10 protein-coding genes are annotated in these 15,581 nt (G+C 61.8%); 5 read left to right on the top strand and 5 right to left on the bottom strand.

Annotated features, from left to right (window positions below; all coding sequences use genetic code 11):
• Window positions 1-10: 10 nt before the first annotated feature.
• The 5 genes from ABAZ39_RS32380 to ABAZ39_RS32360 all read right to left on the bottom strand — a co-directional run bounded on the left by ABAZ39_RS32380 (window position 11) and on the right by ABAZ39_RS32360 (window position 7,898).
• Window positions 11-2,842, bottom strand: coding sequence for a glycosyltransferase family protein (locus ABAZ39_RS32380; protein WP_040138484.1), 2,832 nt, complete (start codon window positions 2,840-2,842; stop codon window positions 11-13).
• Between the two features lie 149 nt (window positions 2,843-2,991).
• The gene (locus ABAZ39_RS32375) at window positions 2,992-4,080 is read right to left on the bottom strand and encodes a class I SAM-dependent methyltransferase (protein ID WP_081863505.1); all 1,089 of its coding nucleotides are present in this window, start codon (window positions 4,078-4,080) and stop codon (window positions 2,992-2,994) included.
• A 133-nt stretch (window positions 4,081-4,213) separates the two neighbouring features.
• Entirely contained in the window at window positions 4,214-5,959 is a 1,746-nt protein-coding gene (locus ABAZ39_RS35340; protein WP_081863504.1) for a B12-binding domain-containing radical SAM protein, read from the bottom strand.
• Window positions 5,960-6,135: 176 nt separating this feature from the next.
• Window positions 6,136-7,056, bottom strand: coding sequence for a transketolase family protein (locus tag ABAZ39_RS32365; RefSeq protein ID WP_051658838.1), 921 nt, complete (start codon window positions 7,054-7,056; stop codon window positions 6,136-6,138).
• Window positions 7,053-7,898, bottom strand: a complete 846-nt coding sequence (locus ABAZ39_RS32360; protein WP_040138481.1) for a transketolase — start codon at window positions 7,896-7,898, stop codon at window positions 7,053-7,055. Before ABAZ39_RS32360 ends, ABAZ39_RS32365 begins: the two co-directional genes overlap by 4 nt.
• A gap of 1,181 nt (window positions 7,899-9,079) precedes the next feature.
• Here ABAZ39_RS32360 and ABAZ39_RS32355 point away from each other — a divergent pair.
• From ABAZ39_RS32355 to ABAZ39_RS35335, 5 genes are all read left to right on the top strand, one after another.
• Complete coding sequence (locus tag ABAZ39_RS32355) at window positions 9,080-10,627, top strand: B12-binding domain-containing radical SAM protein (RefSeq protein WP_051658837.1); 1,548 nt, start codon at window positions 9,080-9,082, stop codon at window positions 10,625-10,627.
• A 299-nt stretch (window positions 10,628-10,926) separates the two neighbouring features.
• The gene (locus ABAZ39_RS32350; RefSeq protein ID WP_040138480.1) at window positions 10,927-11,871 is read left to right on the top strand and encodes an NAD-dependent epimerase/dehydratase family protein; all 945 of its coding nucleotides are present in this window, start codon (window positions 10,927-10,929) and stop codon (window positions 11,869-11,871) included.
• Window positions 11,872-12,025: 154 nt separating this feature from the next.
• Window positions 12,026-13,099, top strand: a complete 1,074-nt coding sequence (locus ABAZ39_RS32345; protein WP_051658836.1) for a GHMP family kinase ATP-binding protein — start codon at window positions 12,026-12,028, stop codon at window positions 13,097-13,099.
• A 269-nt stretch (window positions 13,100-13,368) separates the two neighbouring features.
• Entirely contained in the window at window positions 13,369-14,403 is a 1,035-nt protein-coding gene (locus ABAZ39_RS32340) for an IS110 family RNA-guided transposase (RefSeq protein WP_040138479.1), read from the top strand.
• 174 nt (window positions 14,404-14,577) lie between these two features.
• Window positions 14,578-15,383 (top strand): IS5 family transposase gene (locus tag ABAZ39_RS35335; RefSeq protein ID WP_144243682.1). Its coding sequence is split into 2 segments (ribosomal slippage): window positions 14,578-14,905 and window positions 14,905-15,383, totalling 807 coding nucleotides; the frame shifts between segments, so codons are not numbered across the junction.
• The last annotated feature ends 198 nt before the right edge of the window (window positions 15,384-15,581 follow it).

Genomic DNA, 15,581 nt, shown 5'->3' with positions numbered 1-15,581 from the left:
AACCAACCGCTCATTCGTTGGAATTGGAAGGCGTTGCGGTTCCAAGGCGCAGGGTTTCGTGGCGCGGCCAAGCGCGGTCCGGCGCGTCAATGCCGGGGAACATCAAGCCGCGGACCACTTCGCGGGCGAAGGACGTCCGGAAGCGAGGTTGCGGCTCCGCCGGCCTTCCGTTTGGGGTTTCGCAAACGATCTGCGCCAAGCGTGCCCGGCGCAGCAAATCGTCCAGGCCCAGCGGCATGGCATAATAGGCATGATGGGGATCGAAGCCCCCCAGCAGGTGCAAATCGACCCGGCGGGCGCACAGAGCGCGGATGCTCCCCGAAGCGGGGTCGCAATCGACGATCACCGGGGACGAGGCCAAGCCGGAGTCCTGCGGCAGGCGGCGGAGCATGCGCTCCACCAAGCCTGGGTCGGGCTCAGCCCCGCTGGCCAACACAAGAACCCGCTCCGCACCGGCCAGCAACAGCCCTTCGTTACCGGCGCGATTTTCATGGGGCAGGCAACCATCGGCGTTGCAGGCCGCGGCTACGTCGGCGATCGCCCGGGCGGCGGGGCCGATCCGATCGAAGACGTCGACGGAAATGATTTCCATTCGGCGGCGGTTGAAGGTTTGGCGCTCCAGCGCGGCCAGAGTGGCTGCGGCCAACGCGCCGGCTGCGTCCACGACGATGATCGACACCGCCGGCGGAGTTTGAGGGGCGCGCCGCCGCTTGGCCACAAGTCCCCGGACCCCGCCGGTGGCGACCTGCATCGCGGCCAGGAAGGGCCCGTGCTGGCGTTGGAGATAGGCCTCGGTATCCGTCATTGCGTGCATGAAACGCTGGGCCAACGCCAGTGCCCGCTGCGCATCGAACGGCAAAACGGCCCCCTCGGCCAGCAGGCGACGGAGAACGTACGACGCCTCCGGTCCCACCAGCGGATGGTCGCAGAGGCGTGTCAGCATGTCCGCAGCCTCGGTGCGTTCGGCCGCCGTCCCCTCAGCCAGAAGCTTCGCCAGAGTCAGGCGGTAGGATGGAAACTGGTCATCGAACGCAACCGCCATGCGGGCGTGCGGCAGATCGTCGTCGATCTTTGCGACATAATGGGCGAGAGAGGCGAAAATCAGGGATTTCAGCCGCTCGACAGGAACCGTTGCGCCACCCGCCGCATCTGTGAGCAAGTCAAGATAGACGCGGTAATTGAATGCCTTGCCGGCGAAGTCGTAGGGCAGGACGTCGTCATCGCAGGTCAGGTCCCATGCCGCATGCCCGGCTGCGACGGTTGATCGTGCCCATTCCGTCGCCTGCGCCACAGCGGCGGTGCCACCGTAATGGATGGCTGACCGGATGGCGTTGAAGCGCAGCGCCAGTGCCCGCGGGAAACGGCTCATTCCCTTACGGTAGGTGGCCAATGTTTCCTCGATGAGAAGATCACCGCCAGCTTGACGCAACAGGCGGCTGCCCACTTCGAGCAGCATCTCGCGACAGATTTCATTGACGCTCTGACTGGTTTCCCCCTGTTCCGCCCAACGAGTGGCGTTGACTCGCCGCAGCCGGTGAACCACTCCGGGATTGCCGTTGCCCGGCATCCACCCTTTCCAGAACATCGCCCGCTTGGCGATGGGGTCCGCAGCCGGGCGCATCCGCGACCGTGGCCGGGCGGCCAGGAACGTCGCAAAGCGCAAATACTGCGAAGCACCGACCTGTGGATCCAGAGCCGTACGCAAGGCCGTTGCGGAAGGTGCCAAGCGCGGCGCAAGCACTGGGTAGCGCTCCATGGCGGCGGCCAGGGCGGCGGCGACACCATCGTTCTCAAGGTCGTAGACCACCAAGGCTGGGTCATCGCCGGCGTACAGCATCAGCACGTTGTCGTGCTGGATCAGCGGCACGCAACCCAGCGCTGCCGCTTCCAGACTTCGCGTGACCAGCCCGCCGCCGCAGCGGTAATGGGAGACGGTGAATTTGCTGCGTGACAGAAGGTCGTGATACGCGGCGGTAGTCAGATGTCCGTTCACGATGGCTAGGCGAAGGCCATCCATGGACGTCAACTGACGCAGAATCTCCGCTTTTTCCGGATGATAAGGTGATACGGCGGTGCCCGTCATCAGAACGTCGATGGGGCGTTCCGTCTCCCGGTAGGCTGGCAGGGAGAACGGGACGCCATAGGATTTGGGAAAGGTGGATACCGGAGCGGAGGATAGGGGATGGGCCGCCGCATGTTCGCTGTGATCGGTGACGATGATCTCGTCGAACAGCCGGATCCAGGGCGCAACGCTCTGGATGTGCACGAAAAAATCGGAGGTTTGGCCGATCAACGGGCAGTTCAATGCCGCCAGCTGCGCTGGAAACTGGTGCCATTCGATCATTTGGCATAGGAAGAACGCGGGCAGCCGGGCGAGGTCCACATAGTCCGTCACCGCCGCGCCGAGCCGATTGCGACGGTCGCCCGCACTGTAGCCGATGTTGACGATGTCAAACTTCTTGTCCGCGGCGGCGCCCGCCTTCAGCGTGAGGCAGGTTTCCCCCCCATCCGCCAGCATCGACAGCACGGGAATGCGCGGTCGCTCGATGAGCGACAGCAAACCGCGGGCGTGAGGCGACGTCAACGGGGCCAGCTCCCAGCGAGCGCCATCCTCGTCGCCACCGATCCAGCGCGCCACACCGCGGTAGAAGCGGATCTCGTCCCCATCGAGGGCGGACAGAACGGTCAGCGCCGCATCGGTCAAACCGATCAGACCGCGCGCCGCCGCCACCCGCCACAGATCGTTGCGCGGCGACATGGCGACGGTCGTGTAATCGCCCTTCTCAAAAGCGGCGGCCAAGCGCGCGTCATCAGCGTGTTCGCCCCGAGCAATGTCCTGCATGACCGCTTGTCCTGAGCCGTATCCGGATAAATCCGCCCATCCCACGCGCCGATGAGCTAAATGCATGGCCCCAGATAAACAACCTTATTCTTGGGGAACGTCATTCTTGGGAAACTTCATCGCGGCAAGGCCCTGAGACCGCTTCCGGGTCAAACCGTTCGCCGCCGTGCCTCCCTTTCCGCCCGGCGCTCGGTCAGGAAACGGCATTCGGTGCGGGCCTCTTCCAAGGTGCTGCGGATCACGCCCCACCCGTTAAGCGTCTCCAGCCAATCCGGTGCCGTGCTGAACGGACCGGCATGATGGGGAATGCAGTAGAACTGCTGCCGGTATCGGATGATGTTGTAGGTTCCAAGCTCTTCGACGAATTCAGGATTCAACAAAGGGGGGATGTTGATCGTTGGCGTGATCCCGTTCATTTTCTCTTGGAATGCCTTTCCTTCTTCCGGTGATAGAAACAGCGGAGCGAAACAGCGAAGCGCGTCGACAGCGACCTTTTCATAGCCGTCGGCACCTTTGCGCGCGATCCAGAACCCACCGTAGTTCGACACGTTGCCGAAGGCGCGTCCGACGGCCAGCGTCACGCCCGGGTGGTACTGGCCACCTGTCCTGGCATCCCTGATGAAATCGCTGTTGCGGTTGGCGACGCACTGCTCCTCGTCCACATCGTGCAACTGGCCTTCCAGATCGTCGCCGCAGATGAAACCGCCGCTTTCGACTAGGCGCATGGCGTGCTCAATGTCAGACTTGACCGCCTCATAGTAATGTGACCCATCAATGTAAACAATGTCGAAGTATTCGTTGCGCAGGTAGGGCAGGACGCTCCGGGAATCGCCGCGGACATGGTCGACCCGAACACCGGTCAGACGAGCGCCAAGGGCGGTGTTGTGCCGAAAAGTCTCATAGACGGCGTCGCTGGCGGCGGCCTGCTCCATCAGTCGGTAATGCTCCTGATGCGCGAGATCGGCATTATCCAGGTATGGAGTCCATGGATCGATACACAACAAAAATGAATCCGGGTGGGGAACTTCACCTTTGGAGAACTTTTGGATTGATTCAGCAAAAATCAAAGAGGAAACACCGCACCAGGAGCCAATTTCCAATATACGGATATGGTCTTTTTGCTCAAGAACGCGAGAGACTATCGTCATCAGCATGACGTGACGGAAATCAACATTTTTGTGCGGAGACAAGTTATCTGGAAAGAAGAATTCGTTTCCAACAAAATTTGATATTCTCATTTTAGGATCCTTGTCTGGAATGAGCAACGCAGAAGACCATGATCGTGAATGCCTATGGCCAGGAGTGAAGAAGCCCGAACCATTGGGAAAACATTCTCGCGGCCATCAGGATTCCAGTGGAACGCGCCGGGCATCATCCGCCGACTGCTGTGGCGGCGGTGGAGACGCCAGGAAGTTTTTCCCGACTGTCGGCTTCCGCCGCCAGAGCCAGCAAATCCGAATACAACGGAATGGAACCCAGAGGCAAAGCCACATCCACCACTTCCGCACCGGCCAGTGTCGTCACCATGCGGGTATGGCAGGTGCGGCACATCAGATCCACCGGTTGGTTCAACAGAGTCGTCAGATCCTGGCGTGCTTCGCCATCACTGGCGCGAGCGTCGACGACGTTCATGGGAACATCCAACATGTATTCGTGGCTGTCACCGCAATGGGAGCATTCCACTAGGAAGCAGGCGGCGTGACGCTGGTGGTCATCCGTTCCCAAGCGGCCGGGTTGCGTCGTCATGACCACCTTGCCCCTCACCCAACCGTCTCGGTAAAGCCGCCGAATTTCATCAAGAACAGCTCGAATCTTCTCCTGGTACTGCGGCGAGGGAACCTTTGTCACATTGTACATCGCGTAGGTGTTGACAGTGCTGTAGTACAAGCCTTTGCTTTTGATCAGGCCGCGCCGCATGGCCTCGTCGAAGATCGGCGTGCTCGGGAACGGCATAATGTAACCGACGTTGACGCAGTTTCGACTGTACTCTCGGAAGAAATCGACGGTTTCATCCATGGTTTCTGTGGTTTCACAAACATCTCCAAAGATGAAATTTCCATTCCAGCCGATCCCCGCGGTACTGGTCAGGTCCAAGGCGCGGCGCATCTGCTCCTTGGTAATTTTTTTACGCATGCTGTGCAGCACTGTGTTGCTGGCACTCTCCAGGCCGAAGCCGATCACGGCGCAACCGGCATCCTTCATGTGAGCAAGAATGTCCGGGTTGACGTCAGGCACCCGCAGAGCACAGGTCCAGCGGACATCGCCAAGCTTCAGTGCTTTAAAGCCGTCGCAGAACTCCCGCAGCCGGCTTTCTTTCACCGAGAACAGCTCGTCGTAGATGATGAAAAAATTATTGCGATATTTCTCATGGAAATGCTGCATTTCAGAAAGCACATCTTGAATGTTTCTTTGCTTGTAAATATGTCCATTGGAATGAAAGCAAAATGAACAGGAAAACGGGCAGGACCGGCCGGCGCTTACCGGAAGTGGCCGTGGCCGCGGATGGTAGCTGGTCAGGTGCGACGCCGAACGATGGCTGCTGGCGAGAAAATATCCTTCAATATCAATAGGGTCATACGATGGCAGCGCATAGTCTCTGATCCGCTTGCTCTCTTTTTCCAGAGGATTGAAAACAGGAACTCCGTTGCGCCAATAAGCCAAGTTGAGGATACTGTCCAACGGGCTGCCGTTTTCCAGAGCGGCCAGCAAATGCACAATGGGAATTTCGGCATCTCCGCTGATGGTGTAGTCGGGCCGCAGATCGGCCATAATAAAGGCTGGGTCTGCAGTGACGATGCCACCACCAATAACAATGGGAATGTGCGGAGCCAGCCGGCGGCTGTAGGCGACAGCATCGGCAATGAAGACGTAGTCTGCCGACAAGCCGCCAACAGCAATGATGTGCGGATCATATTCGGCGATGCGCCGCTCAAGAGTCCGGTGCAGCAAGCCTCGACTGTTGAGTGACGTCAGCATGTAGCTGATGTTGCAACCAAAAACCTGGTGACCCGCGGCTTCCAGCGCTCCGGCGACATAAGCAACGCCCTGGGGAATCAGGTCGCCTCTGGCATGGGGCGTGGGGTAGTTGAACTTTGGAACGACCAGAAGAACGCGCATGACCGACCCTCCTTTGTCCCGCTGTGCGCCCCACTTCCCCTGGATGGAATGCGGCGAATTTGCCTCCGCAGCTTAAATCGCGGATCAGCATCTCATTTCCATGGACATGAGCCGTTGAATTGTCTCGGTCCAGGGCAGGTTTTCCTTGATCCGCTCTCCAAACTGCGCCCTTCGTGTCAATCTGGCGACCAGAACTGCCGCACCGTATCGCCGATGGCTCCGGCCTCGATGCCGGTTTGACGCAGCAAATCATCGTAATGGGGGTTGCCGAACACCAACTCATCGCCCGGCCCCAAACGCTTCAGCGCGACCGGGGAACGCTGTTCCGCTGCCCAAGCGGCGACCGTGTTGTACAGTCCGCCTTGAATGCCGTGCTCTTCCACGATGATGAAGGTGCTGGCCACCGCAGCCGCTGCGTTGACCAAGGAGAGGTCCAAGGGGCGCACCGTGTGGAAATGGGCCAGCAATGGCTCAATCCCTTCCGCCGCCAAGGAATCGACGGCTTTGACCGCGGGAATGACGGCGCCACCGGTGGTCAGGACCGCCACGCCGCGACCGGGCCGGACACAGCGCCCCCGTCCCACCTCGATCGGTTCGGCGGAGTCCAGCCGTGGTTCCCCGAAGCGGCCGACACGGATGTAACTCGGGCCCGGCAGGCGTGCCAGTTGCGGCAGCAACTCGGCCATCTCTGTCGGATCGCCAGGAACGGTCACCGTCATGCCAGGAATCAGCGACATGAGCGCAACGTCCTCCTTGGCATGATGGGTGACGCCGCTGGGAGCATAGATGTAGCCGCCGCCCGCACCGGCGACGATCACCGGCAACTGGTGATAGCCGACCGACAGGCGCAATTGCTCAAAGGCCCGTCCGGTCAGAAACGAGGCGATGGAGTAGACCACCGGCCGCCAGCCCTCCAGGGCCAAGCCGGCGGCGCAGTCCACAAGGTGCGCCTCGGCCACTCCGACGTTGAGATAGCGACGTGGGAATTCGGCGCAGAAGGCATCGAACACCTGAAAACCAAGATCGCCAGTCAGGAAAATGATCCGGTCGTCGGCACGCGCCATCTGCACCAGGGTGTCGGCGAAGGCGCGTCTCATGGCGTGGCCCGGTGCAAGGGGGCGACGCCCAGTTCGGCAAGCGCCCGTTCAACATCCTCCGCCGACGGCGAACGATAATGCCACATCATTTGGTCTTCCATGAAACTGACGCCGGAGCCACCGACCGTCCGGGCAACGATCGCCGACGGCTTGCCCGGCTCGAAAGGCAGTCCGCGAAGCGTAGCGACGATCCCCGGCAAGTCGTGGCCATCGATGGTTCGAACGGCCCAGCCGAAAGCGCGGAACTTGTCGTCCAGCGGCATGCCGCCGGAAATTTCATCATTTCTCCCGACCGCTTGCATGTTGTTGTTGTCGATGATCGCGACCACCCGGTCAAGCCGCCGAGCGGCTGCGAACATGGCGGACTCCCAGACGCTGCCTTCGTTGCATTCGCCGTCACTCATCAGCACCGTGACACGCCCACCGCGTCCGTCCAACTCCATGCCATAGGCCATGCCCGTGGCCATGCCCAAGCCATGCCCCAGGCTGCCGGACGAGATTTCCAGCAGCGGCAAGGCGTGGCGGCACGCATGGTTGGGCAGTGCCCCTCCGGGCTGGGCATAGGTGTCCAACAGGGACGGCGGCATGAAGCCGTATTCCGCCAACGCCGCGTAAAGCGCGGTTACGCCGTGCCCCTTCGACAGCAGAAAGCGATCGCGGTCAGGGTGGCGGGGGTCGTCGGGGGACACCCGCAGCCAAGTCCCGTAAAGGGCCAGCAGCAGGTCGATGCAGCTCAACGTCGATTTCAGGTGGCCTTCGCGCCCGTCGTGGGCCATGCGAATGCAGGTTGCGCGCATTCGGCGTGCCCGCAAACGCAGATCGTCGAAATCGACATCATCCATCGTGTGTGTTCCGTCCATGCCTGTCAATACCCTCACTCCCCTGCCGAAAAGAACACCGATCGGTCCCTGGCCTGCGGCATCTCCAAAAACCACACGCTCTTCACACCCAGTAAACCCGGCGGCCTTGAGCAGAGAAATGCAGCCGAATACATTGATACTTTCCTAAAAAAATTATGCTCAAAGAAATGTCTGCTCTGCCTGATCAGAAAAACAGGGTATTTATTTAAACTTCTTCAGAAAGATACATTAGTCAGCCGATCAAGTCCAGCAATTCCGCGTTGGCTGCCTTGTGACCAAAACCGCAAAGCCCTGCCCTCCTCATCATTTGGCTTTCCCGCTGCCCGCGGCATGAATCCGCGCGTTGCTCCAGCGAACATCCCCGGCCATCGACAGAATTAAGGAATTCGAAATCTTTCAGTTATAACGCCTCTAGAGAGAATTCATTCGACAAACCGCGCAGACACGGCGACCTCCTCCGCAATCAGCACACCCTATTTTGGCAGGCATGGAATGCGGTTTTCTGCATTGTGAATTGTTCTGAAGCGTTCCCCGTTTGCTTGCCAGGCTGTTCGGTTTCACGCCGGTCAATGGTGCATTACAGACAAACGCCGCGATCAGGAACAGGTGCGAGCGATGAAGGCCATCGAGGAAGCGAGCAGCAACGCCCCTGCCAGCTGGATTTGTATTTACGGTACCAGCCGTGGTGGAGGCGTCGCTCTGAAAGCCCAGCGACGGCAGGGTGCCCCCCGCATCGCCGGCCCTCATGCCGCCGCCCGGCTCCGCGGATGGCCAACGCTCCGCCCCGGCGGCTTGCCTCACCGGGACGGAGCGGACTTCGACACGTTTTCTCAGAACGTTTGGATTTCCAATCTTCCCTCCACCTGTCCAAGGGAAACTCCAGACATTGAGGTCCCAGCCGAATTGGAACCGCTGGCCGTTGATCCGCCGGCGTGGTCCGGGTGGGCGGTGCGCGGCTGGAGCCGTGCCGTCGCGCGCCCCGTCCTTCTTGCCGCTTCGATGAGGGACACGATGCCGCGCTTCGCCGAAGACGGGGGAGAAACCTTCCATTATCGTGTCACGGGTAATCTGGCGCACGGCACCTGAAGGTGGCGTCGGCAAGCGGATCAAACAACATGGCGTTTTCGCACAACGCGGGAACGTGGTTCAGGGAACGGCAGGACATGAGCGGACAGATCGACCTTCTTCTTGTGACGCCACCATCTCGGGCGGTCGTTTACCAGGAGTTGAGCAAGGATTACGCGGCCATCGAGCCGCCGGTATGGTCGCTGCTGATCGCCGAACACATCCGTCGGCTGGGATGGTCGGTGGCGGTGCTGGACGCCGAAGCGCTAGGGCTGTCGTACGATGAAACGGCGCGCCGGATCGCGGCAGCCGACGCCCGCCTGAACGCTTTCATGATTTACGGGCAGCAGCCGTCGGCATCCACCCAATGCATGCCTGCGGCCGTCCTGACGGCGAAAGCCACGGCGCGGCTGACCGACCGACCGTGCATCGCGCTCGGCACCCACCCGTCGGCCCTGCCCGCACTCACCCTGGACGAAACCACATTCGATTATGTCTGCCAAGGTGAAGGCCCGACCACCATCGCCCAGTTGCTTGAGCATCTGAGCGGCCGCCGGTCGATCGAGTCCGTGGCCGGGCTGTGGTGGCGCCGGGATGGAGCGCCCGTGTCCAACGGCTGGGCTCCCAAGATCAAGGACTTGGACCAGGCGTTGCCAACGCAGGCGTGGGACTTGGTCGACATGTCCCTGTATCGCGCCCACAACTGGCAGTCCTTCGGGGCGCCGCACCGCCGCCAGCCTTACTTGTCGATCCAGACCAGCCTTGGCTGCCCTTACGCTTGCAGCTTCTGCTGCATCAACGCCCCGTTCGGGGGCAACGGCATCCGTTACTGGAGTCCTGACGCCATCGTTGCCCAGATCGACCATGTGGTCGCCCGCTACGGTGTGCAGATGATCAAGATTCCCGACGAGATGTTCGTGCTGAACAAACGGCACGTCCTGGGCATCTGCGACCGGTTGATTGAACGGGGATACGACCTGAACATCTGGGCCTACGCCCGCATCGACACCATCCAACGCGAATTCCTCGATAAGCTGCGGGCGGCTGGTTTCCGATGGCTTGGGCTGGGGATCGAATCCGCAAGTGGCTACGTCCGCGACGGGGTGGAAAAAGGGCGCTTCGACAACGCGGCCATCACGTCCGTGGTTCGGCAGGTGCAAGACGCTGGCATCCATGTGTCCAGCAATTTCATTTTCGGCCTGCCCGACGACACCATGGACAGCATGCAGGAGACGTTGGACTTTGCCCTCGACCTCAACACCGAATGGGCAAATTTCTATGCCGCCATGGCTTATCCGGGATCGAAGCTGCATCAGGTCGCAACGGAACGCGGCTGGCTTCTTCCGGAATCGCCGGGGGGGCCCGGCTGGATCGGTTATTCCCAGCACGCGTTCGAGACGCTGCCCTTGCCGACCGAACATCTGAGCGCCATGCAGGTGCTGGAGTTCCGCGATGCTGCCTTTCAGGCCTACTACTCCAACCCAGCCTATCTGGCCCTGGTGGACAAGAAATTTGGCCCGGAAACCGGCGCCCATATCAAGCAGATGACCGACATCACCTTGCGGCGGCGGCACCACGAAGACCCAGCCTATTATGATCGCCTGCTCGGCGCGCAGGCAGTTCGTCATCCCCACCCTGCGGCATGAGCAGGACCGGACCGATGAAGAACCTGGGTGGGAATCAACCCGGTACCGACGTGGCGATTCTGGAACTGCCAGCCGGCAGCCGGGTCTTGCTGCCCAACGGACTGGCTCATGTCCACAACGCCTTGAAGCGTGCCAGGACCGCCGCGCGAGGACCGATGGCCTCACCGCACCGCAGCGGCACGATCCACGCCCACGCTCGTGCGGGTTCCGTTTTCGATGAAGCCCGACAGCCGTTCCGCTAAGCTCCCTCCGGAGTCCGGGAAGCAGAACCTTCACACACAGACTCGCCAGGAGAACAAATGTCCGAGCGTCTCAATGTTTTGATCACCGGCGGTGCTGGTTACATCGGGTCCATTCTGACGCCGGCGTTGCTGGATGCGGGACACCGCGTCACCGTTCTCGACAATTTTATGTTCCGCCAGGTCTCGCTGGCGCATGTCTGTGCCCATCCGCAGTTCGATGTGGCGCGCGGGGATGCACGTGATGAAAGCGTGTTGCGCCCGTTGTTGAAGGATGCCGACGTGATCATTCCGCTGGCGGCCTTGGTGGGCGCGCCACTGTGCGACATGGACAAAGCCGCGGCGGAAGGCGTCAACCGCGACGCAGTGCTGTCGCTGATCAAGCTGTCATCGGCGCAGCAACGCATCATGATGCCGGTCACCAATTCTGGTTACGGCGTTGGCGAGGCCGGCAAGTTCTGCACCGAAGAAAGCCCGCTGCGTCCGATTTCCCTGTATGGCCGCACCAAGGTGGAGGCGGAGAAGGCCGTCCTGGATCGCGGCAACGCCATCAGCTTCCGCCTGGCCACCGTCTTTGGCATGGCTCCGCGCATGCGGATCGACCTGCTGGTCAATGATTTCGTCTATCGCGCCGTCAACGATCGGGCCGTGGTGCTGTTCGAACCGCATTTCAAACGCAATTATATTCACATTCGCGACGTCGCCCGCGCGTTCCTCCACGGCTTGGACCGTTTTGAAACGATGAAGGATCGGCCCTACAACGTCGGGCTGTCCGACGCCAACCTGTCGAAGTGGGAACTGTGCGGGCAAATTCGGCATCATCTGCCACGCTTCGTTTTCCTGGAGGCCCCCATCGGCGAAGACCCCGACAAGCGGGATTACATCGTGTCCAACGCCCGCATCGAGGCGACCGGGTACCAGCCGGCCTACTCGCTGGACGACGGGGTCGCCGAACTGATCAAGGGCTACCGCATGCTGCGCAACGCTGTGCATGGCAATGTTTGACGGGAGCCGCGCGAAGCCACGGCGCACGCGTGGACGGGCCAGTCGACCGCATGCCACACACGAATGGACACCTCTCGCCCCACCCAACGTCACGTGACCGCGGCTCCCGCTACCCCTATCGCATCGTCGGCGCAGGCAAACAGGAAAGACGACCATGATCATCAGCCGTACGCCGTTTCGTGTGTCGCTGTTCGGCGGCGGCACTGACCTTCCTGCTTGGTACCGGAAGCACGGCGGCTCCGTCATCGGCGGCGCCATTGACAAGTACTGCACCATCAGCCTGCGCACGCTGCCGCCGTTCTTCCAGCATCGCTCGCGCATTGTTTACTCCAGCATTGAGTTGGTGCAGAGCGCCGAGGAAATCCGCCACCCGTCGGTGCGGGCCGTGCTGATGGAAATGGGAGTGCGCAATGGCGTGGAAATCCACCATGATGGCGATCTGCCGGCCCGCTCTGGCCTGGGCTCCAGCTCATCCTTCACGGTCGGCCTTCTGAACGCCGTTTACGCCTATCAAGGGCGCATGGTCAGCAAAGCCGAACTGGCGGCAGAGGCGATCCGCATCGAGCAAGAGGTGATCGGCGAGCAGGTTGGGTGCCAAGATCAGGTTTGGGCGGCCTACGGCGGGCTGAATCGCATCGATTTCCACACGGACGGCTCCTTTGAGGTTACGCCGTTGGTCCTTACGCGCGACCGGCGGGAAGAGCTGCAGGGCCATTTCCTTCTGTGCTTCACCGGCCTTTCCCGCTTTGCCTCGGAGATCGAGAAGGAAAAGGTGGCGAATTTCTCCGCCCGCGAAGCAAACCTCCGGGAAATGCGGGCTATGGTGGACGCGGCGGCGGACATCCTGAGATCACCCAACCGATCGCTCGAAGAGTTGGGGCGGATGCTGCATGAAAGCTGGTTGCTGAAGCGGGGGCTATCGCCCAACGTTTCAAACACCAACATTGACGCGATCTATGATGCCGCCAGAGCTGCCGGTGCGTTGGGGGGAAAACTTCTGGGAGCGGGGGGAGGCGGTTTTCTCCTGCTGTGCATCCCGCCGGAGCGCCAAGCGGCTGTGCGAAAGCGTCTGGAACATCTAATCACGCTGCCGTTCCGCTTTGATTCCAACGGCAGCAAAATCGTGGTGTACGATCCTGACGATTTCGAGCGCCGTCCCCTGCCGACCGACGACGCGAACACCGTACACTGCCCTCCCGCCTTCGCCGATTCGGAAGCTCTCCTGTGATCATTCAGCCGCTCTGGCGGAACCAGAAGGAGCAACCGTATGATGCTTGATATTTTTCAAACCACGCTTGGCGCTCCCATGACGACTGGAACAGCTTTATCGCCTCTCTGAACAATGAGCAGTCATCAAAGGGCGGAATTTCTGCCTGCCTTAGATGCCGTAATGGGCCTTGCTCCAAGCTCTGGCTTGGGCGGGCGGCTGTCCCCACAGTGATGGTGTGAGAAACGGGGTCCGAGCGGATCGGCCCCAAGCATCATGGAGGGACAGCCATGGATCACTATGCCGGGATCGACGTCTCGTTGGAACAGAGCAGCGTGTGCGTGGTGGACGCGACAGGCAAGATCGTACGGGAGGCCAAGGTGGCGAACGAGCCTGATGCCCTGGTGCGCTTCTTCGCTGATCTTGGCTTTCCGGTGGTCCGCATCGGGTTGGAGGCTGGCCCCTTGTCGCAGTGGTTGCACGCCGGGCTGAACGAGGCGGGCTTGGCGACGGTGCTGCTGGAGACCCGCCACGTGAAGGCGGCGCTCTCGGCAATGGTGGTGAAGACCGACCGCAAAGACGCCCGCGGCATCGCCCAGCTGCTGCGCATGGGGTGGTTTCGGCCGGTGCATTGCAAGTCGGCCGACGCCCAGGAGGTGCGCGCCCTGCTGGTCGGGCGCAAGCTGCTGCAGAGCAAGCTGCGCGATGTGGAGTTCAGCATCCGCGGCCTTCTGCGCGGATTCGGCTTGAAGGTCGGCGAGGTCAGCAAGGGGCGCTTTGCGGCGCGGGTTCAGGAGCTGATCGAAGGTCATGCCATGCTGGAGGAGGTCATCGGCGCCATGTTGACGGCCAGGGCGGGCTTGCACAGCGAGTTCATGCGCCTGCACCGCAAGATGCTGGCGATCGTGCGCACCGATGAGGTCTGTCGGCGGTTGATGACGGTCCCTGGGGTGGGGCCGCTGGTGGCGGTGACCTTCACGGCGACGGTCGATGATCCCGCCCGGTTCACCTCATCCAAGGCGGTCGGGGCGCACTTCGGGCTGACGCCCAAGAAATACCAGTCGGGCGAGACCGACGTGACCGGCGGGGTCAGCAAGGTGGGGGACGCGATGGTGCGCACCGCGCTGTACGAGGCGGCCAACGTGCTGCTGAGCCGGACCACCCGGTTCTCCACGCTCAAGCGCTGGGCGTTGGAGGTGGCCAAGCGGCGCGGCGTGAAGCGGGCCAAGGTGGCTCTGGCGCGCAAGCTGGCGACCGTCCTGCACCGCATCTGGGTGGATGGCAGCGAGTTCCGCTGGGGCAAGGAGGCGCCGGTGGCCGCGTAAGACGGCTGGGCAACGGTTTGGAGCAGGGCCGCAAGGCGGTGCTCCGGTGAGGTCCCGTCGCCGGGACGCGGAAACCAGTGAGGACGGGAGTAGTGCTGTGGAAGTCCCCGCAAGGGGGTGAACCACGCGTCTTAGAGTGCGTAACAAAACCAGCTGGGAACGGTTGGTAGGGGCATGGCAGCCCCTCTTGTTTGCGACGCCTTGTGGGCGATCATCGAACCTCTGATCCCGCCGGAGCCGCCCAAGCCGAAAGGCGGACGGCCCCGGCTGTGCGATCGTGCTGCGCTGACCGGCATCCTGTTCGTGCTGCGCACGGGTATTCCTTGGGAGCTTCTGCCGGTGGAGATGGGCTGCGGCTCGGGTATGACCTGCTGGCGGCGTCTGCACGAGTGGCATCGGGCTGGCGTGTGGGAACGGCTGCATCGTGTGCTGCTCGACCGTCTCGGCTATGCCAACGCCATCAACTGGGATCGTGCGGCGGTGGACAGCGCCAGCGTCCCGGACAAAAGGGGGGTGGGGAGACCGGCCCGAACCCGACGGATCGCGGCAAGCCGGGCTCCAAGCGCCACATCCTCGTCGATGCTAACGGCATCCCGCTCGCCCTGAGGATCTCGCCAGCCAACCGGCACGACAGCAAGCTGCTGGAGGCGCTGGTCGATGCCGTGCCGGCGATCCGCCAGTGTGCGGGCCGGCCCCGGCGGCGACCGGCCAAGCTGCATGCCGACAAGGGCTACGACTTCGCTCACTGCCGGCGGGCGCTGCGCCAACGAGCGATCATTCCGCGGATTGCCCGGCGTGGCGTCGAAAGCAGCGAGCGTCTCGGCCGATATCGATGGGTGGTCGAGCGTACGCTCGCTTGGTTTGCCCGCTTCCGCCGCATCGCCGTCCGCTACGAACGGCGCGCCGACATCTTCACTGCCTTTCACCATATCGCGGCCAGCCTCATCTGCTGGCGCTTCGTCCAGAGATGGTTCTGTTAGGCGCTCTTAGATTGTCCCGCTGGCTTCCTTTCTCTGACGGCATGATGTGGCGGCCACCGTGCTGACCACGGACGGAAGCGTGAAGCCGGCGACGTGACAATCACTGCGAGGGACTTGACGTCCGACGGACCATTACGGAAGCATTACAGTTGCGCTTTGCGCCTGTGGGCTTCGTTGGCGATGGCCTGATGGCATCGT

Source organism: Azospirillum argentinense (assembly GCF_000632475.1).
In the GTDB taxonomy this organism is placed as follows: Bacteria; Pseudomonadota; Alphaproteobacteria; order Azospirillales; family Azospirillaceae; genus Azospirillum; species Azospirillum baldaniorum.
Note: the sequence above shows the minus strand (reverse complement) of the source record. Positions and strands in the feature narration are given on the sequence as shown.